The organism is Streptomyces albus subsp. albus (assembly GCF_000725885.1).
Lineage (GTDB): Bacteria > Actinomycetota > Actinomycetes > Streptomycetales > Streptomycetaceae > Streptomyces > Streptomyces albus.
The window spans coordinates 147,258-167,110 of sequence record NZ_JODR01000018.1; the positions used below are offsets into that span (position 1 = coordinate 147,258).

Sequence of the window (19,853 nt, forward strand, 5' to 3'; positions counted from 1 at the left end):
CGGAAAACGGGGAGGGTTCCTTATGGGAATGAACGGTGCCGACCTGGCGCGACTGCGGGAGCTGGCGAGCAAGTTCGACGGTGACGCCAACCAGCTCCAGGGGCTGATCACCAGCCTGCAGACCGCCTGCAACGACAGCGGCGGCTACTGGACCGGCGGCAAGGCGCAGCAGTTCCGCGCCGAATGGGAGAGCCTGAAGCCGACGTTCGACCGGTTCGTGGAGACGCTGCGCGACGCGGGCCGTGCCGCGCGGACCAACGCGGACAACATCGACCACGCCACCAACTGACCCACCGCCGGCCTTTGCCGGCTGCCCGGCGGGGCCGGGGCCTCTCTTCCCCGCGCCCCCCCTCCCTTTTCCCCCGCCGGTGGTGTAGGTGGCGTCGAAGGCGAGGAACAGCACCGCCCTGGCGACTTCGACGGGGGTGCCCATGCGCAGCATGGGGTTGTCGCCCGCCATCTGTGCCTTGGTCTGTTCGGCCGCCTCCCGGGGCATCGACTTCTCCAGGATTCCGGAGTCGATCGGGCCGGGGCTGACCGCGTTGACGCGGATCTTGCGCGGGAGCAGCTCACGGGCCAGGCTGCGGGTCATCGAGCGCAGCGCCGCCTTGCCGGCCGCGTACGCGCTGAGCATCGGAAGTCCCAGCACGTTCGCCACAGATGTGGTGAGCACGACGCCGCTGCCTTCCGCCAGCAGCGGAGCGAGCTTCTGCACCGTGAAGTAGGGGCCCTTGGCGTTGATGCTCAGCAGTTGGTCGAAGAGTTCCTCGCTGGTCGACTCGAACGGCGCGAAGCCGTTGATGCCCGCGTTGGCGAACAGGGCGTCGACCGTACCGAACTCGGCCTTCACCCGGTCGGCCAGCGCATCGATGTCGGGCAGCGACGCGGCGTCGCTGCGGACCGCGATCGCCCTCTCGCCGAGCCGGTCGCGTGCGGAGTCGAGGGCGGCCTGGTTACGCCCGGTGATCAGCACCCGTGCGCCTTCGTCCACGAGCAGCTGTGCGGTGGCCAGTCCGAAACCGCTGCTGCCTCCGGTGATCACCACACGCTTGCCTTCGTACTTGCCCATTTTCGGACACACTCCATCTGTGAGCAGGATTGTTGCTTTTCGTCCGAGCGGTTGACCCAGCCGGACAACATCGAGTCAACAACCGGACCGAACCGGGCGTCCAATACCTGTTCTGCACCCCGTCATGCAGCAACTGCATGACGGTAGGCTGCTGGCATGTCCGACCCAGCCTCGCCCTCCACGGCACCCCGTCCCGGCCCTGACCTGGATCTGAGACTGGTGCGGTACTTCGCGGTCGTCGCCGAGCACCTGAACTTCGCCCGGGCGGCTGCCGCGCTGCACGTCGCCCAGCCCTCCCTGAGCCGGCAGATCCAGCGGCTGGAGGACGCCCTCGGCGTGCGCCTGCTGGAGCGCACCAACCAGGGCAGTCGCCTCACCGCGGCCGGCGCGGCCTTCCTCCCGCAGGCTCAGACGCTCCTGCACACGGCTCACCAGGCGGTGCTCACCGCCCGTGCCGCCGCCCCCTCGTGCACGGTCACCATCGGGTATGTCGAAGACCTCGTCATCACCCCCGCGGTACGGGACCTGCGCCGCCGCCGCCCCGAAGCCCACGTCCGCACCCGCCACCTGGACTGGGACGAGGCCCGCGCCCTGCCCGAGGGCCGGATCGACGCGCTCGTCGTCCGCACGCCGCTCCCGATCCCGAGCGACGGTCTGGACGTGACCGTCCTCTACGACGAACCCCGGGCACTCCTCGTGCCCGCGTTCCACCGCCTCGCCGGCAAGGAGTCGGTCACCCCGGACGACTTCACCGACGAACCCCTCGTGGCCTGTGCCGGTATGGCCGCGCAGTGGACCGGGTTCTGGCGGCTCGACCCCCGTCCGGACGGCAGCCCCGCTCCCCTCGGCCCCATGCTCGTCGACACCTTCGAGGACAAGCTCGAAGTCGTCGCCGACGGCCGGGCCATCGCCCTCGTGCCGGCCGACGACCGGCGCTGCGCACTCCGCGACGACCTCGCCACCATCCCCGTCGAGGGAGTCGAACCCTGCCAAGTGGCACTCGTCACTCGCTCCGCGGACACCAACCCGCTCGTCGCCCACTTCCGTGAATCCGCGAAGAACCTCCTCGTCCGCGAAACCTGACGTGCCCTATCCAGAAGGACAAACGGCGTGAGCCTCGGTGACGTCTGACGAAGACGGGCCGGCGAACGTACGGTCATCAGGGGCGCTTCGCCCAGTCGGCAGTGAGCGGTCAGCCGGCCGTGTACGGCGCTGCGGCTCGTGCGCGGGCGGCAGCAGCCCGGCGCCTGACCGCCCGGTCGCTTCAGAAGCGGCGCCGAGGCCGCATGAGGTGACCTCGGGCGCCGCTTCGCCTGTACGGCCCCGCGCTCACACGAGGAGGCCCGTGGCCGGTCACGCGGCCTGGCCGGGTGCCTTGCTGCTCCGGCTGTTTGCCGGGGGCCGCTGACCGTCCGCCCGGAACGCCCGCAACGACTGGATGCCCGTCACCGGATCGATCACCGGACCGTCGTTCCCCGGACACCCGGCATCCGCCGCCGCGGCGGCGCTTCGCAGCTGCCTCCAGCCAAGGAGCACAGAGTCTCCTGGACGACCTCCCCGGCCGGCAGATGCCGCTCCTCGCGGTCCGTGGTATCGGCCGTAGACTCCGGCTCGTCAGGCTGGGGGAGAAGAACAGGCGCAGCTTCGCACGGTGACGAGCCGCTTGAACCGTGGATACGCGGTCCGCCCAGCCGATGTCACAACCCGCCTCAGGCCCCAGACGACGCCAGCGGCGTCCTGCTGCCCCTCTGGTGTACCACGTACCACGGTCACGCCTCTCACTCGTCGGTCACCGCCTGTACGGGCATCATGTCGCCGTTGAGCACGAGCAGTCCGCGGCCGGTGACCCCCGCGGCGCCCGACCGGGGCAGCCGCACGTTGAACAGCTCCCCCTCGGTGTTGTTCTGCGGGGAGAGCAGCAGACCGCTGCGGGCCCGGCGGGCCTCCTTGACGAAACCGCGGTACTGCGAGACCAGGGAGTCGGCCGTACCGGCGGCCACCAGCCCGTGACCGCCGTCCACACCGCTGCGCACCACCGCCTCCAGCACCGCGTCCAGCGGAGTGTCGTACACCAGCTCCGCGTCGTCGACGACCACCGCGTACGGGCCGTGTGCCCCGGCCCGCTCCAGCAACTCCTGCAACGCGGCCGAGTCCGCGGTCTCCCGCACCCCGCCCACCACACCGGGCTCGCCCTCCAGCTCCCGCAGCGGCGACCGCTTCGGGGTGACGACGACCAGCGGCACCCCCGCGCGCAGCAGCGAACGGGCCGCCGCGCACACCGACGTGGAGCGGCCCGACTTGGGAGGGCCGGCGATCACGAAACCGGGGCCGTGCTGCACCAGGTCCACACCGACCGGCGCCAGCTCGTCCCCGCCCACGCCCACCAGCGCCCACAGCGGCGACGGCGGGACGAACTCCGCGTCCAGCGCCAGGGCCTCGGTGCTGGTGGCCCGTCCCGGCAGCGCGTCCACCCGCATGGGGCGCAGCGCCCGCGGCGGGCGCCCGTGCGCGGCCTCGGCGCGCTCGGCGATACGGCGGACCGCCGCAACCTGCGCCTGCCCGGAGGGGTCCGCGTCCAGCAGCGCGAGCTGGCTCTCCAGCACCCCGTCGTCGCCCGGCCGCAGCGCGCGGCCCGGCGGCAGATGGGAGGGGATGTCACGCGGGGTCATACCGGCCGTGGTGTAGTCGTTGGGATCGGCCAGCCGCAGGATGAGCCGGTCGCCGAACGACGAGGAGACGGTGCCCGACAGACCGCCGCGGCCCGCCGACATCACCACCCGCAGCCCCACCGAGGGGCCCTCGCGGAACAGCTGCGTCATCCCGTCGATGAGCTTGCCGTAGTCGTACGACTCGAAGGCGGCCGTGTAGCTCTCCCAGCCGTCCAGCAGCAGCACCAGCCACGGCAGCCGCTCCTCGGGAGAGGCGGCCGACGCCCGCTGCTCGGCCACGTTCGCCGCGCCCGCCCGCGCCAGGATCTGCTGCCGCCGGGAGATCTCCTGCTGGAGCCTGCCCAGCAGCCGGGTGAGCCGGTCGGTCTGCTCCCGGGTGACCACCGCGCCGCAGTGCGGCAGCACGGACAGCGGCACCAGCGCGTTGGAACCGCAGTCCACCCCGTACAGGTGCACATCGCCCGGCGAGGCGAGATCGGCCAGCGAGGCGGCGATGGTGCGCAGCGCCGTGGAGCGGCCCGACCGGGGCCCGCCCACCAGCAGCAGATGGTCACCGTCCACCAGATCCAGCGCCAGCGCCCGGCGGGCCTGCCGCGCGGGCACGTCGGTGACACCGAACACGGCGGGCGGCACGTCACCCGGCCGGCCCGCCGGAGCGCTGGGCACCTCGGCGACCGTCACCAGATCCGGCAGCGGCTCCAGCCACGGCCGGTACGGCTCGGGGCACTCCAGCAGCGCCGCGCTCTCCCGTACGGCCGCCACCAGCAGCGCCAGATCCGTCAGCGGATCGTCGTCGTCCCCGCCCGGCGGCTCGGGCCGGACGGGCACCGGCCGGCCCAGATCCGCCCACTCCACCGGCACGGCCCACGGCTCGCTCTCCGCGGCAGTGCTCTCCTGCGGGCGGCGCCCGCCCACCCGGCCCGACTGGAACGGCAGCAGCGAGGAAGCGCCCAGCCGCACTAGGGCCCGCCCCGGAGTGCTCTTGGAGACGAACGCGGCGTCCGGCGCGTCGATCACATCCTGGCTCTCGGCGTTGTCGGTCACCCGCAGCGCGATCCGCAGATTGGTGTTGGCACGGATCTCGGGGGAGACCACGCCACTGGGCCGCTGCGTGGCCAGGATCAGATGAATGCCCAGGGAACGGCCCCGCTGGGCGATGTTGACCAGGCCCGTGACGAAATCCGGCAGCTCCCGCGCCATCGAGGCGAACTCGTCCACCACGATCAGCAGCCGCGGCAGCGGAGGCAGTGACGGATCGCGGCGGCCGGCCAGCTCGTACGCCTCGATGTCCTTGGCGCCCACCGGCTCCAGCATCTCCTCCCGGCGGCGCACCTCCGCGCCGAGGGACACCAGGGCCCGCTCCACCAGATGGGTGTCCAGGTCGGTGACCATGCCGACCGTGTGCGGCAGCTGCTCGCACCCCTTGAAGGCCGCCCCGCCCTTGTAGTCGACCAGGACGAAGTTCATCGCGTCCGGCCGGTTGGCCACCGCCAGCGACGCCACCAGCGTCTGCAGCAGCTCCGACTTTCCCGACCCGGTGGTGCCCGCCACCAGACCGTGCGGGCCGTCCCGCACCAGGTCGATGGTGAACGGCCCGTCGAACGAGACGCCCACGACCGCCGCCGTCGACCGGCCGCCCGCCTTCCAGCGTGCCGCGATGTCCGCCGCGGACGGCGGCTCCAGCCCCAGCAGATCCAGCAGCCGGCAGGCGTCCGGAAGAGCGCCCGACTCCTTCTCGCTCACGTCCCGCACGGGCGCCATCGCACGGGACACCTCCTCGCACCAGCCGGGCGGCACACAGTCGGGGCGCACCGACCGTACGGGGGAGCCGCCGAACTGCGACACCTGCAAGAGCCCGAAGTGGTCCTCCTCCACCAGCGCCCGGCACTCCTCGGGCAGCAGTCCGCGGTCCGCGTCCAGACAGATCAGATGGATGCCGAACCGCGGCCCCTCCCGCAGCAGTTGCGTCAGACCGGGCAGCGCCCGCAGCCGACGGGAACCGTCGAGCACCACCAGCACCGACGGCCCGCGCCACTCCTGGTCGGCGCCCGGCGGGCGCTCCCCGGCGGCCTCCTGGCGGGCAGCCAGCAGGGCCAGCAGCTCGCTGATGCGCCGGGCCACGCTCTCCACATCGGTGCCCAGCAGCGCCACCGTGTTGTGCCCCTCGCGGCCCCGGGCGTGCGGCAGCCATCGCACCCACTCCCAGCACTCCCGGCCCGAGGCGTCCGTCAGCACGCAGACGCTCAGGTCCTTCGGCGAGTGCAGCACCGCCGCCTGCGCCACCAGCCAGCGCCCGATCGCACGGGGCAGTTGGCCGCGTCCGGCCACACCGAGGATGCCGTGGGTGCGCAGCGGGACGAAGACCGGCACATCACTCAGCACCCGCGGCTCGGCCCGGCGGTGCTCCTGCTGCTCCGGGTCGCTGACGGCCACCTCCGAGGGCAGCGCCCCGGTGCCCACGCGCAGCACGCCGTAGTCGTCGTCCTCCAGCCGCCGCTCCCACAGCCGCTGGCCGGGCCCGGTCGCGACGATGTACAGCTCCGCGGGGTCGGGGCAGGCCAGCCGCCGTGCCGCCGTCTCCTCGGCCATGGCCTTGCGGGCCTGGTACTCGATGGAGACCTTGTGCTGCTCCCACTCGCGGCGTTTGCGGCGGTGGGAGGTGCGGCCCTGCCGCCGGTCGTAGAAGTGGTTGGCGACCAGCGTGACGGGGGTCAGCACCGCCATGATCAGGTAGATGGCGCTGCCCAGCAGCACCACCATCGCCACCGCGGCCAGCAGCGGGGCCAGCGCCACCGCCCACGGCATCGGCCGGGTCTCCGCCTGCTTGGGCCGCGGCGGCAACTGGAACTGGGTCTTGCGGGCCGGTGGCCTGATCCGCGGCGGCCGGTTGTAGTCCAGCCCCGTCCCGTCCTTCGACGGCTTGAGCGCGCTGTCGGGAAACGTGGGCTCCCGCAGCTCGAACAGCGAGTGCCCGGCGGCCACGACACCGCGCCGGCGCCACGGCGTGGTGCCCTCCACCGGCCGCCCGTCCATCGTGACACCGCTGCCGAACGCCGGGCTGACCCGCACCCCGCCGTCCACGGCCACGTCGATCTCGAACGCCGAACTGGGCAGGGTGCCGTCGGCCGGGCGCACCCACGCCTCCGGCCCGCTGCCGACCACCGCGACGCCCGGCCCCAGCCGGTACACCCGCCCGGCGTCCGGCCCGCCCACGACGCGTACCTCCACCAGGCCCTGCGCCTGCGGTACCGGACCGGCCCCCGGCGCACCCACCGACACCGTCGCCCCGTCCCGCACGGGGGAGTCCGCCAGCGGCAGCGTGGGATCGAGGGCGTACCCGCCCACGTGCAGCGCGGGCCCCGCGCCACCGGGCGGCGGGGCACCGCCCAGGTGCCGGGCGACCTCCTGCGCGACGCTGCCGACGGCGGCGTCGGCCTCCGCCTCCAGCAGCAGATCCGCCCGCCGCCCGCCCACGGCGTCGACAGCGGTCAACCGCAGTTCCATGTGCGCCCCCGCTCGGCCTGTCTACTTCGGGTTTTCCGGTTTGTTTTCCTGCTGTGCCTTGGTGATGAGCCGCTGTTCCTCCGCGGGGTAGGAGTTGAAGAGATAGTTCAGCGAGCCCATGCGGCCCTGGAAGTCACCGCCCCACCGGTCCGCTGTGGGGCCCACCCAGGTCTGGGCGCCCATCAGATCGGTCACTCTCTTCATCGCGGTGCGGATGTTGCCGACCGCGGTCTCGATCTTCGCCATGTCCTGCTTGCACAGTTCGGCTTCGTGCTGGCCCATGCCCTTCCCTTCGTCCCCCTCCGCCGGATCCGATGTCAGCGGGCGCTGTTGCCGCGGTCGAAAGCGGTCCGCATGCCGTCGTCGAACCGGTCCAGTTGGCCGCCCTGCTGGCGGGCCACCTGCTGCCACCAGCTGTTGAAGTCCGTCAGATCGCCCGGCGTCTTGAGGGAGATCTGTCCGTTCGCCCATTCCGGGTGGCCCTCGGGCGGCTTGATCTTCCCGCCGAGCAGCAGGCCCCTCATCAGCGGCAGCCGCATGGCCGACCGGTCGTCGTAGAACTTGATGTCCGCCGCCTCCTGGTACTTCTGGGCGTTGTCCACGGAGAAGCTGTCCTTGATGGCGGGCAGTGCCCCGGCGATGGCAGTCTGCACCCATTCGCCCTGCACCGGGATGCCGGGGATCGCGGTGACGGCGGCGCCGAGCGAGTCGACCCACAGCACCGTCTTCTTGTTCGCCTCGTCCTTCAGTTTCTCCGCGTCGAGCCCGACCTGGTGACCGGCCGCGGTGACCTCTCCCTGGAGTTCGGCCAGGTTCTCCATGTACGTCCCCGCCTCGGGAGAGTCCATTCCCCGTGCGGCGGTCAGCGAGACCTGCGCGTTGACGGCGTTGACGACGTTCCCGGCATCGTCCTTGTTCTGCATGATCATGCTGAGGAAGTTCAGTGCCGTCTGGTGCCCCACGATGAGCCTGCCGGCGTTGTCCTTCCCCGTCGCGGCGGCTGCGGCCTGGTCCTTGGGCATGCCGTGCGACTCGGCGAAGTCCGGCACATACGTGGCGAAAACCTGTGCGAGTGCGCGCGTGATGCCGGCGGGCACCGGATACTGCGTCTTCTGGTACTCGTTCTTGCCCTTCTCCGCGCCGTACTCCGCGGCACCGGCGTTGATGACGTTGGCAGCCGCCTCCGCCGACTGCTCCGGATGCCCCTTGCGGTCCGTCGTTGCCGCGATGATGACGGCCGCCGGCCACTGTGCGTCGTTGAACGACTGCGGGCCCGGAGTGTGCCATTTGTCGTTGACGAGCGCCTTGGCGTGGCGAGCGCCGTCCGGACCGGTCAGCAACTGCCGGGAGGCGTCCGCGTTCTCGCCGACCCGCTGCATGAGGATGAGCGAGGGATCGTTCGCGGCGATGCCCCGGATGCGGACGGCCGCGTCGCCGGAGCCCACCGACAGATACGACACGTTCAGCCCCAGACTCTCGTACCAGGGGTTGTCGCCCTCCACATAGCCGCCCGGCACATAGCCGCCGATGTTCATGCTCGGGGGAGAGTAGTCGGGCCGCATCTGCTGCTTGGACCGCCAGTCCAGCATCGCTCCCCCCACGGAGGAGAGCACCTTCGCGTCCCACTTGTCGCCCTTGGGGCCGTATTTGAACAGCATGGCGACCGACCACATGTCGCCGCCCTTGGGCTTGGTCAGCGCCTCCAGATACGTCGGCGACAACTTGATCTTGCCCTGCTCGGCGAGGCTCGTCGCCGCCTGCACCGCTTGCCCGAAGCGGGCGAGGATCTGCTCAGACTCCTGGGACAGCACGGCCTCTCCGTGCGTGCCGTCCTGGGTGTGCAGAAAACGCGCCGCGCGGGCCGACGCCTCCAGCCCGCCCGCGTTCATGAACGCCTGGAGAAAAGCGGGGTCGTTCGCATGGTCCGCCAACGACTGCGACAGCATGCGCAGGGTCGTGCGCGACTGAGGACTGTCGGGGTTGTTCAGCGCGGCCAGCAGGCTCCGTGCCTCCTGCGCCCCCTCCTGCGCCGTGTCGATACGTGAGACGTCCCACGGAATGTTGACCCAGTTGGGCGGCAGCGGACTGTTCACGGGCCCGATCCGGGGCTGGAGCAGCACGTTGTAGGCGAAATCCGCGCGCAGGGCCATGCTGCGCGCATCGTCACGCACCTGCGCCGCCTGCTGCGTCAGTACACCCTGTCCGAGTGTCCCCTCCCACTTGGTGAACAGGTCACGGATGGTCTTGCCCTCCCTGTCGAGCGTGTCTGCCAGCCCCTGCAAGGCATTGGCCAGATCACGCAGCCGGTACGGGTCGACCCCGCTGAAGTCGTTCATTCCTTCCGCTCCCCCCGATGACGGCGGCCACCGCACCGTGCGGCCGGCCCCGGGCCGCCCGCCGTTCGCACGACGCTCCTACCACACACGCATGTTCAAGACGCTCGACGCTCCCGCGGCGTTCCCGCTCAGTCCTGCCGCTCCCCCTTGTCGCACACCGACTCCGCCGACGCCAGCCCGACGCTGCCGTCGGCCGTCTGGACGAGGGAGGTCACCACATAGCAGGAACCCGGCTCGACAGGCGGTGAGGAGAAGACGACGGTCGGCTCGTCGGCGTTGGTGTTCTTGACCTTGACGGTGCGGCCGTCGGCGGACTGTGCCGTGATGGCGTACCCGTACACCGGCTGAGGCTTCTTCGGGGCGTCCCAGACCACCTGCACCTGCTGTCCGACGCGGGTGACCTTCACGTTCTGCGCCTGGAAGTCGGGAACCTGCCCCTTGGGCAGCGGGTGGGCCGAGCCGGCGGGACGCTTGGACGGGCCGTCCGCCGCGGGCTCCCCGCCCCCGCCCGCCGCCCGCACCAGGAAGAGCGCCGCCCCCGCACCGGCCACCAGCAGCAGGGCGCCGCACGCGGCCAGCACCCGGTTGCGGACCCGGCGGCGACGGGCGACGGCCTCGGGCGAGTCCGGATCGTCGTCCACCACGGGCGGCGGCTCCGTCAGCGCGTCGTCGGCCGGGTCCCAGCCGGGCAGCGGCACCGCCGGTTCGGCCTCCGGCTGGAGGTCGGGCACCTGCGCGGCGCGGCTGACGGGAAGCAGGGACCGCAGCACCTCGTGGACCTCGGTCAGCGGAGGGCGGCCCTCCGCGTGCGGGGCCGTCATCCGGTGCAGCAGCGCGAACAGCGGCTCCGGGACGTCCCCGCGCGGCGGACGCGGCAGGCCGCCTGTCATGACGGCCTCGTACAGGGCGGCACCGCCCTGGCGCACCGCTGATTCACGGGCCGGCGCCCCCGCCAGCAGCGCGAACAGCGTGGCACCGAGCGCGTACACGTCGGCGGCCGGGCCCGGCGCCTCCCAGCCGAACAACTCCCGCGCCGCGTACGCCGGGTCGAACACCGCCCCCTGGGAGGGCGCCGCACGCTGCACCACCCTGCCGAGCGCGTGCCCGGCCAGCAGCGGGCCGCGCGCATCGTGGTGGAGGACGTTCGCCGGGCGCACATCCAGGTGGAGCACGCCGCGCCGGTGCGCCGAGTGCAGCGCCAGGGCCAGCCGCACGCCGACGACCAGCACGTCCTCCACGGGGAACGGCCCGCCGGCGGCAAGCCGGTCCTGCGCCGAGCCCCCACGGCAGAGATCCTCCACCACATACGGCTGCCCGGCGGAGGTGAAACCCGCGTCCCGGACGGTCACCGCGCACGGGTGCCTGGCCGCCGCTCCTGCCGCCAGCAGTTCGGAGTGCGCGGCCAGACGGCGCGCGGGATCGTCCACGGTGGGCGGCAGCACCCTGACGGCCACCTCCCGGCCACTGGAGGTCTCCCGGCACTGCACGACGGTGCCACGCGGGCCCGCCGACAGCACGCGTCCCGGCTCGTAACCGTCCGGCAGCACGGGGACGGCACCCGGCGCGCGGCCCGGTGCGGCAGCGGGCGGGGCGCCGTTCCAGGGGTGCGGACCGGGCACGTGCAGGGGCGCGGCTGGGGTAGCCGCACCGGCCGTCCCCTCGGCAGGGCCCCAACTGGGCGTCACATTCACTGGCGTGCTCCTGCTCGGCTGTGACGTAGCAACGTGAGCGGACGCAGCGCCCGCCTGACGCGTTCCCGGCGCGGCACCGTACGGGTCACGACCTGTTCGATCGCATCGCAGTGCCGCCAGGCCGCCTCCGCGGTGGCCTCGTCGGGCACCCGCCCGCCGTAGCCGACCTCGTTCACCAGCCGGGCGAGCGCCGGCAGTTGCTCGCTGCCACTGCCCCCGATCCGGGCCGCACCGAAGGACGCCACCTCCGTCGCGGTGTGCGCGGCGGTGGCCGGCAGTCCGATCTCGGTGAGTCGGTCGACGATCTGCTGCCAGGCGCCCAGCACCCGCTGCCCGGGATCACGCGCACGGCGGCGCCGCCGGCGCGTGACGTACGGCACCCAGGCCGCGAAACCGCAGTACGCCACTGCCGCCAGCAGGGCCGCCGACAGCGCGTACACCCAGACGGGCAACCCGCCGCCGGAGCCGGCCGCCCGGCCGGAGCGGTCGGTGTCGTCCTGCCGGACCGGCGGCACCGAGGGCCGCGGCTGCTCGGCGATGTCCCGGTCCGCCTTCTCGCGCTCCTTGGGCCGGCCGGCGGGCGGCACCGTGGAGCCGTCCTGGGAAGTCTGCCCCGGCGTCGGATAGAACGGCACCCAGCCGACACCTTGGAAGCGCACCTCCGGCCAGGCGAGCGCGTCCTGCCCCCGCACCTGGCGGGTGCCGCCCTTTCCGCCGTCCTCGTCCGCGCGGAAACCGACCGCCACCCGTGTCGGCAGCCCCAGCGTGCGGGCCATCACGGCGAACGAGGCGGCGAACTGCTCGGAGGTTCCGTGCTTTCCCGTGGTGAGGAAGAACTCCAGGTTCCGGTAGGCGTGCCCCGGCACCGCCCGGGGATCGAAGCGGTAGTGCTCCCGCAGCCAGGTGGCCAGTTCGTACGCCTGCTGGTACGGATAGCTGCTGCCCGAGGTGGCGATGGCCGCCAGCTGCCGGAACGTCTCCACGGCCTTGACCGGTTTGCCCGCCGCGTCGGTACGGGGCAGCGACGTGTAGGCGGACGATTCGTGAACCGCCGCGTACTGCAACCGCTTCGCTTCGGGGACGGGCACCTGCGACACCGCCGTGTACGACAGCCCCCGGTTGGTGCGTGACCCCGTCGCCCCGCCCTTGCCGACGGCCACCACACCGCTCGCCGGATCGACCGCCAGCCGTGCCGAGCCCTTGGTGACCTCCACCGAGGCGGGCCGGTCGGCCGCCGGCAGCCAGATGCCCGGCAGATTCTGCACCGTGACGTGCTGCTCCACTCGCTCCCGCCGCCCCGAAACGGCGCCCCGCTCGGGCGGCACCCGGCCGCCCGAGCGGGCCAGTTCGGCCCCCGAGGTCCACTTCACACCGTCGTAGCGGTCCAGCACCGCCAGCCGCCAGTTGTGCTCCGCCGTCGTCCGCGCGGTGAACAGCCGGGTCTCCGGGTGCTGCATCCACGCCGACATCTGGTCGAGGGGGCTCGTGGACTGGGGGCGGACGGTGGGCGGGCGCACGTCCTGCCGCAGGTCGAACGGTTCACGGGCGGACAGCCCGGGCAGTCGCGGCCCCAGCAGCGTCGCGGCGAGCGCCACCACCGCGACGACCGGCAGTCCCGTCCCCAGCATGCGTACCGTGCCGCGCCGGGCCGCCCCGGAACGCAGCAGCACCAGCAGCGCCGTGCAGGCCACCAGACCGGCCGCCGGCAGCGTGTTGGAGCCGGGGCCGTCCACGCCCAGTACGAGCGCGGAACCGAAGGCCGGCACGGCGGGGAGGGCCGGCAACAGCGGCCCGCGGGTACGCAACGCCAGCTCCGTGGCGGCCAGCCCGGCCAGCCACACCACCGCGTGCGGCAGCACCAGGTACTCCCCGCCCGCGGGCGCCGGCAGGATGGTCGTGAGGATCGCGTGCGGCGAGTCCAGCAGCGCGGCTGCCGCCTTCGCCACCGCACCGCCGGTCGGCAGCCCGCCGGCCGCGTCCCTGAACAGCGTGGCGCACACCACCACCAGCCACACCACGCAGCCCAGCACCAGCGACGGCCACAGCGGCGCCTGACGGCCCTTGCGGCTCTGCCCCAGGAACAATCCGGTGGCCACCGCCATCGGCCCCACGACCGCGACCGCCAGCACCGGCAGCAGCGGGGCCGGACCGAACACCCGGTGGAAGCCCAGCCCCGCGCAGGCCAGCACACCGGCCAGCGGCAGCAGCGACCACAGACGGCGTGTCAGCGGGAGCCGGCGCGGCGCGGTCGGCGAGGCCGTCACGCCCTCCGGGGCGCCCCCGCCGCCCGTGCCGCCGCCGTCGCGCGCCCCGGGCACGGCCGCCGGAGGGGGAGCCGAGCCGGGGGCGTCGGGCCGGGGCGGCGCCCATGACGGGCCGTCGTGTCCTGCGGGCCGCAGCCCGGGCACGGCCGTGGCACGAGGTGCGGGACTCATCGCACGGCCTCCCGACGCCAGGCGGCCAGCAGTGCGTCCGGCCCCGTGATGCGCAGCTGCGGCACCTCACCGCCCGGACTGTGGTGCGGCTGCGGCGGCTCGTCCGCCGCGTCGGCCCCGGCCCGCAGCACCACCGTCCGGTCGAAGCGGCGGCGCACCCGCTCCAGCGCCGCCAGCCCGGTGGTGTCTCCCGTGCCGGTGACGACGATCAGGGAGCCGCGGCGGCGGGAGCGCTCCAGTTCGTCGAAGGCGCCGGCCGCCGACGCCTGCGCGGAGCGCCGCACCAGCGCGAGGCGGTCCAGCAGTGCCTCCGCGTCGTTGCCGCCGGCGCCGTCCGTGCGCAGCACCGGGCCGGTCTCGCTCAGCACGTCGACCGGGAAGTGGGAGCGTGCCGCCGCGTACGCCACCGAGGCGGCGCTGTCCACGGCGAGTTCGAAATCGTCCTCCGTCCGGTAGGCGGCGGCCCGGGTGTCGAGCACCAGCGTGGTGTGCGGCAAGGAGACGTCCACCAGCTGTTTGACCATCAGCGTGCCCGTCCGCGCCGAGGACCGCCAGTGCACCCGGCGCAGATCGTCACCGAGGACGTACTCGCGCAGCGCGTGGAAGGTCAGCGAGCCCTCGTCCGCCGTGTCCGAGGTCGGCCCCTCCATATGGTGGGCCGTACCGGAGGGCAGGACGGGCAGCAGACACACCCGGGGACGCACCAGCAGCGTGTCCGTGCCCCCCTCGCGCGGGCCGAACACCCGCACCCGGCGGGCGAGTCCGAGCGGATCCGTACGCTCCAGCCGCAGCGGCCCCAGGGTGATCCGGCCGCGCCGTTCGGTGGGCAGCGCGTACCGCACCGTGTGCGCGGCCCCCTGCGCGAGCGGCGGCACGTGCAGGGTCAGCGGCGTGTCCCCGCACATGTCGGTCAGCTCCAGACCGCGCCGGGTACGGCCCTGGGCGCTGGTCAGAACGACCGTGCCCTCCGCCCGGTCACCGCGCGCCACCTTCCGCGGTGTCACCCGGCGGCGTACCGCCAGCCGCGGCGCACGCCCCGTCCACAGCAGGGCGACGGCCACCGCCAGCAGACCGGCCAGCCCCAGCACGGCCGCCTCCGTGTAGCCGAACCCGTACCCGACCCCCGTGAGTGCCGCGCCGCCGACCAGTGCCCCCCAACCCGTCGGCGACAGCATCAGACCGGGGCTCCCGCCTGCGGTACCGGGACGGTCGCCAGGGCCTCGGCGATGACATCGGCGCCGCAGCGTCCGCTCAGTTCGGCCTCCGGTGTCAGGATGAGCCGGTGCGCCAGCACCGGGCCCGCCAGCGCCTTCACGTCCTCCGGCAGCGCGTACGTACGTCCCTGCGAAGCGGCCCGCACCCGTACTGCGCGCAGCAGGGCCACCGACCCGCGAGGGCTGGCGCCCAGCCGCACCTCGGGCAGCGACCGGGTGGCCGCCACCACCCGCACCAGATAGTCGTAGAGCTGCGGCGCCACCTGGATCTGCCGGGCGACCTGGATGAACTCCGCTATGTGCCGGCCCGTCGCGATCGTCGGCAGCTGCTCGATGCTCGTCTGGGAGGCGGCGCCCGAGAGCACGGCGACCTCGGATGCGTGGTCCGGGTAGCCGAGAGTGACCTGCATCAGGAACCGGTCGAGCTGCGCCTCGGGCAGCGGGTAGGTGCCGCCCATGTCCACCGAGTTCTGGGTGGCGATCACCATGAAGGGGCGGGGCACCGGATGGGTGCTGCCGTCCGCGGTGACCTGCCGCTCCTCCATCACCTCCAGCATCGCCGACTGCGTCTTGGGCGAGGCGCGGTTGATCTCGTCGCCGAGCACGATGTTCGCGAACACCGGGCCGGGCAGGAACTCGAAGGTGCCGGTGTTCTGCCGGTAGACCGTCACCCCGGTGATGTCCGAGGGCAGCAGGTCGGGAGTGAACTGCACCCGGTGCCAGTCGGCTTCCAGCGAGGCCGCCAGACAGCGGGCCAGGGTCGTCTTGCCGGTGCCGGGCACGTCCTCGATCAGCAGATGGCCTTCGGAGAACAGGCACACCAGGGCGAGTTCGACCGTGTCGCGTTTGCCCTTGACGACGCGCTCGATGTTGTCCCCCAGGGCGTGGAAGCACTGGGCGAGCAGCGCGACGGCCTCCGGGGAGGCGGTCGTGGCAGCCGGTTGGTTGTTTTCTAGTCGCACTGCCACACCTCCGGTGAGAACTGCCCTTCCTTGTGCCTGGTGGTGGACACCCACAGGTCGCTCACATACGCGGTCTTGCCCTCCCACTCGATGCGGTCCCAGATGTCGCTCTTCCAGCCGAAGGAGTCGTGCGTCTCCTCCGTGCCCTTGACCTGGCAGATCACCTTTATCGGTGGTGTCTCGCCAGGGGGCACCTCGCCCAGGCGCCCGCCTTCCTTCGTGGAGGGCACCGAACGGATACCGACCTCATTGCCGTCGGCGACGTTGTCGGCGATGCGCAGGTTGCGCACGTTCGACAGGTCCACCCGCACCGGCGTGGTGCCGCCCGCCCCGGCCGCGTTGCGGGCGGCGACGGTGATGTCGTAGGTCCGGTTGTTCTTCAGCCCGCGCAGTGCCGCCCGCGGCCGGGCCAGGTCGTTCTGCGCGGCGAAACCGGTACCGCTGACCGCGTACTTGGTGCCGTTCCCCGCGTTCGCCGGCGCCTGCCAGCTCAGGTCGATGCCCCGGCCGCCCTGCGGGAATGCCGTCTTCACGTTCTGCGGTGCGCCCGGCGCCACACACGGACGGGTCGGCACGGACCGGCCCGACTCCGCCGTCTCACCGCCCGCGAACTCGGCCACCACCGAGAAGCTGTACTGCTGGTCACAGGAACCACCCTTCACCTCGAAGGTGAACGGGCCGTCGGGACCGACCTTGCCCGGCTTCACCTCGGCACCGGCCGGCGCACCCTCCAGCCGGTAGCCGGTGGGCTTCACACCGGGCGAGGGCGCGAAAGTGACCGTGACGGTGCCCGGGCCGGACTGCGCCTGCGGGGTGCCCGGCGGCTCCGTCCTGGCAGGCTCCTCCTCGTCCTTCGGCTTCTCGGGCTCCTCCTCGTCCTTCGGTTTCTCGGGCGGCTGCGGCTTCTCCGGGGGCACCGGCTTGCGCGCGGCGCCGCCCTTGTCGGGCTTCCCGGCCGGCCCGTCCGGCCCCGAGGGGGACTCGTCCCGGCCCGGCCCGCTGGGCGCCTGCGGCGCGGTGTCCGGTGCGTCGCGGCCCGGGTCGGGATCGCGCCTGGCGTCGTCGCCGGACGGGGTGTCCTCGTCACGTTTACGGCCCGAGGGCACATCCGTGTCGTACTTGTGGACGCGGTTGACGCGGCCCGAGGAGTTGATGACGACGGCGGTCTCGTTGTCCTCGTCGTTGACCCACAGCAGACCGTCGCGGACGAACAGGCTCAGCTTGCCCCGCTTGCCGGTCACCTTCACCGGCTCGGTGATCGCGGCGGCCTCCGTGTCGTACACCTTCAGCGTGCCGTTGGTGTGGTCGGGCACGTAGACCTTGGAGCCGAGCACCTGCGGAGTGCCGTAGTCGTGGCTGCCCGAGCCCAGCGAGGCGCTCAGCAGCGAGCCCGTACGGGTGTTGACCAGCGACATGCGGCCCGAGGTGCGGGCCAGCACCGGCACCACGTCACCGGCCGTCGCGGACGGCACCAGCACCGCGTCCGCCGGGGCCTTGGTGATTGCGTCCGGCAGCTGGAAACGCATCCCGCGCCCGGTGTGCCGCAGCACCGTGACCGTGCCCGCCCTGGTGTCGGTCACCACCGGCCGGCCGTCGGCGAGGGTCATCAGCAGCGACTCCGGCCTGCCACCGCCGGACGCCACCTTGATGCCCCGCGCCTTCTTGCCGTGGGGGAAGGGCACCACCGTGCCCTTGCGGGGCACCGGCACCCACAGCGTTCCCTTCGGGTCCGCCACGGCCTTGCCCAGCGGCCCCGCGCCCAGGTCCACCGGAGCGCCGATCGGTGTCGTGCGCACCGGATCGATGCGCTGCACCTGTGCCTTGACGGGATCGACGAGATACGCGTACTTGCCGCCGGAGACCAACTGGAGCCCGGCGCCGTAGCGGGAGGACTGCTCGACCGTCAGCTGCGACGGGTCGATTCGCACCAGCTTGCCCGTCTTCTCGTCCAGCACCAGGACCGTCTTGCCGTCCTGCGAGACGGAGACCGGATGATCGGTCATGCCGGGCAGTTTCACCTTGCCGTCCACGTCACCCGTCAGCCCGTTGGCGTGCGCGGCCTCTCCCGTGCGCGAACTCGTCAGCCACGCGCCGATGTCGGCCAGATCGGGCACCGCGCCCGCCTTGCCGGAACCGACCACGACCGATGTGCCCACCAGCGCGCCCACCGAACACAGCGCGATGTAACCCGTCGCGCGGCGTCTGGTCGGGCGTACCGCCGCCCACGCCGCCGCGGCGAGCGCCGCGCAGCGCGCTCGGAGCGCGGCCAGGCCCCGCGGGCCGCGCTCCTCCTCGTCCTTCGTGGTGTCGTCGACCAGCCGCCGTGGACGCAGCCCCGGCGTCCGGCCCTCATCGGAGCTCCCCCGAGTCTCCGGCATCGACGTCCCCTCCCCGTCAGATCCGCACCCGCACGCCGCACACGACGCGCTGCCCATGCAGATTAACCAACTCACCGCTTCCAGGGTCAGCGCATGGCGCCGGGCTGTGACAGGAGTATGACGCGCGGCACCGACAATCCGTTACGCACCGGTTCCGACCGGCCGGAGGGCCGGTACGGCGTTCTGAGAGCATGACCGCCATGGATACGTCCGCACCAGACCTTACGGACCGGGGAACTCCGGTCCGCTCCTCGAGACCGAGCGGCTCGTGCTGCGTCCGCTGACCGCGGACGATCTCGACCCGTTCGTCGACCTGCACGCCGACCCCGAAGTGACCCGCTTCGTACCGGCCTACACCCGCGAACAGGCCCGGCAGCGGCTCGCGGAGATCGAACAGCAGTGGGACGAGCGCGGACACGGAGTGTGCGCCGTGGAACTGAAGGAGACGGGCGCCTTCCTCGGGCGCTGCGGCCTCAACCACTGGGAAGTCTTCGACGAGGTCGAAGCCGGCTGGACCTTCCGCCGATCCGCCTGGGGGCAGGGGTACGCCACCGAGGCGGCACGGGCCTGCCTGGAGTGGGGGTTCGCCGCACTGGACGTGCCCTACTTCACCGCCATGATCGACCCCGCCAACACGGCCTCCGCGAAGGTCGCGGCCCGGCTGGGGTTCACACCGGGGCGGCGCGACCGCTTCCTGGGGCACGACGTGATCGTCCACGTCCTGCACCGGCCCGGCACCCGGAACGGATGACCGGGCAGACGGAACGCACACGAGGGGGAACCGGCTCATGACGGAGGAACGCACGCGCCCGCAGGACCACGGCGCGGGCGAGGGGGGAGAGCACCCGGTGCTGCTGCGGCTCACCGGCGTCAGCCGCCGCTACGGCGAGCGGCAGGCACTCCATCCTCTCGACCTGGAACTGGCCGCGGGCCGGTGCACCGTCCTGTTCGGGCACAACGGCTCCGGCAAGTCCACACTGCTGCGCCTGGCCTGCGGCCGGGACCGGCCCACAACGGGGACGGCGCTGTTCGACGGGCGTCCCGTCGACGAGGACGATCCGCAGGTCCGCGCCCGTGTCGCCGTCACCGGGGACACGGTGGCCTTCTACCCGGACCTGACCGTCCGGGAGCACCTGGAGCTGATCACCGTCGCGCACGACGTGGCCGACGCCGGCGCCTGGATCGACCAGGTGCTGGCCGACCGGCGCCTGGCGGGCCACGCCGACCAACTGCCCTCCGCGCTCTCCTCCGGGCAGACACAGGCCCTCCAACTGGCCGCCGCACTCGTCCGCCCCCGTGACCTGCTCGTCCTGGACGAGCCCGAGCAGCGGCTCGACCCGGGCGCCCGCACCCGGCTCGCCGCACTCCTGGTGGCCGAGAAGAACGACGGGGTGGCCGTGCTCCTGGCCACCCACCAGGTCGAACTCGCGCGTGCCGTGGCCGATCACGTACTGGTGCTGGAGGACGGCCGCATCATCGCCGAGGGCGGCCCCGACGTGCTCGACAGCGCCCAGGAACCGGTGGCTCCGGGTGCCCTCGGAGGTGCCGGATGACGGGGACCGCCGGCCGGTCCCGGCAACCGGACGGAGCGGCAC

At 72.8% G+C, this 19,853-nt stretch carries 11 protein-coding genes and 1 pseudogene; 3 read left to right on the forward strand and 9 right to left on the reverse strand.

Annotated features, from left to right (window positions below):
- Nucleotides 1-331: 331 nt before the first annotated feature.
- Nucleotides 332-1,069 (reverse strand): annotated as a pseudogene (locus IO40_RS0121535) (SDR family oxidoreductase); the annotation flags it as partial.
- Nucleotides 1,070-1,225: 156 nt separating this feature from the next.
- Here IO40_RS0121535 and IO40_RS0121540 point away from each other — a divergent pair.
- Nucleotides 1,226-2,152 carry a LysR family transcriptional regulator gene (locus tag IO40_RS0121540; protein WP_016470777.1) on the forward strand — a complete coding sequence of 309 codons (927 nt, stop codon included), beginning with the start codon at nucleotides 1,226-1,228 and terminating at the stop codon, nucleotides 2,150-2,152.
- A 695-nt stretch (nucleotides 2,153-2,847) separates the two neighbouring features.
- Here IO40_RS0121540 and IO40_RS0121545 read toward each other — a convergent pair.
- From IO40_RS0121545 to IO40_RS0121580, 8 genes are all read right to left on the reverse strand, one after another.
- Complete coding sequence (locus IO40_RS0121545; RefSeq protein WP_031175955.1) at nucleotides 2,848-7,242, reverse strand: FtsK/SpoIIIE domain-containing protein; 4,395 nt, start codon at nucleotides 7,240-7,242, stop codon at nucleotides 2,848-2,850.
- Between the two features lie 21 nt (nucleotides 7,243-7,263).
- Nucleotides 7,264-7,524 (reverse strand): hypothetical protein, encoded by a 261-nt coding sequence (locus IO40_RS0121550; protein WP_016470779.1) that lies wholly within the window; start codon nucleotides 7,522-7,524, stop codon nucleotides 7,264-7,266.
- A gap of 35 nt (nucleotides 7,525-7,559) precedes the next feature.
- Nucleotides 7,560-9,578, reverse strand: coding sequence for a hypothetical protein (locus tag IO40_RS0121555; RefSeq protein ID WP_016470780.1), 2,019 nt, complete (start codon nucleotides 9,576-9,578; stop codon nucleotides 7,560-7,562).
- 128 nt (nucleotides 9,579-9,706) lie between these two features.
- Nucleotides 9,707-11,269: a serine/threonine-protein kinase gene (locus IO40_RS38015; RefSeq protein ID WP_106967428.1), complete on the reverse strand. Its 1,563-nt coding sequence runs from the start codon at nucleotides 11,267-11,269 to the stop codon at nucleotides 9,707-9,709.
- A complete protein-coding gene (locus IO40_RS0121565) occupies nucleotides 11,266-13,704 on the reverse strand; it encodes a transglutaminase TgpA family protein (RefSeq protein WP_016470782.1) in 2,439 nt (812 codons plus the stop codon). Before IO40_RS0121565 ends, IO40_RS38015 begins: the two co-directional genes overlap by 4 nt.
- Entirely contained in the window at nucleotides 13,701-14,879 is a 1,179-nt protein-coding gene (locus IO40_RS0121570) for a DUF58 domain-containing protein (protein WP_016470783.1), read from the reverse strand. Before IO40_RS0121570 ends, IO40_RS0121565 begins: the two co-directional genes overlap by 4 nt.
- Entirely contained in the window at nucleotides 14,879-15,880 is a 1,002-nt protein-coding gene (locus IO40_RS0121575; RefSeq protein ID WP_016470784.1) for an AAA family ATPase, read from the reverse strand. Before IO40_RS0121575 ends, IO40_RS0121570 begins: the two co-directional genes overlap by 1 nt.
- On the reverse strand, nucleotides 15,871-18,258 hold the full coding sequence (locus IO40_RS0121580) for a fibronectin type III domain-containing protein (protein WP_016470785.1): 2,388 nt from the start codon (nucleotides 18,256-18,258) through the stop codon (nucleotides 15,871-15,873). Before IO40_RS0121580 ends, IO40_RS0121575 begins: the two co-directional genes overlap by 10 nt.
- Before the next feature lie 268 nt (nucleotides 18,259-18,526).
- Between IO40_RS0121580 and IO40_RS0121585 the strand changes: the two genes are divergently transcribed.
- On the forward strand, nucleotides 18,527-19,009 hold the full coding sequence (locus IO40_RS0121585; protein ID WP_016470786.1) for a GNAT family N-acetyltransferase: 483 nt from the start codon (nucleotides 18,527-18,529) through the stop codon (nucleotides 19,007-19,009).
- A 37-nt stretch (nucleotides 19,010-19,046) separates the two neighbouring features.
- A complete protein-coding gene (locus tag IO40_RS0121590; RefSeq protein WP_016470787.1) occupies nucleotides 19,047-19,811 on the forward strand; it encodes an ABC transporter ATP-binding protein in 765 nt (254 codons plus the stop codon).
- Nucleotides 19,812-19,853: the final 42 nt, after the last annotated feature.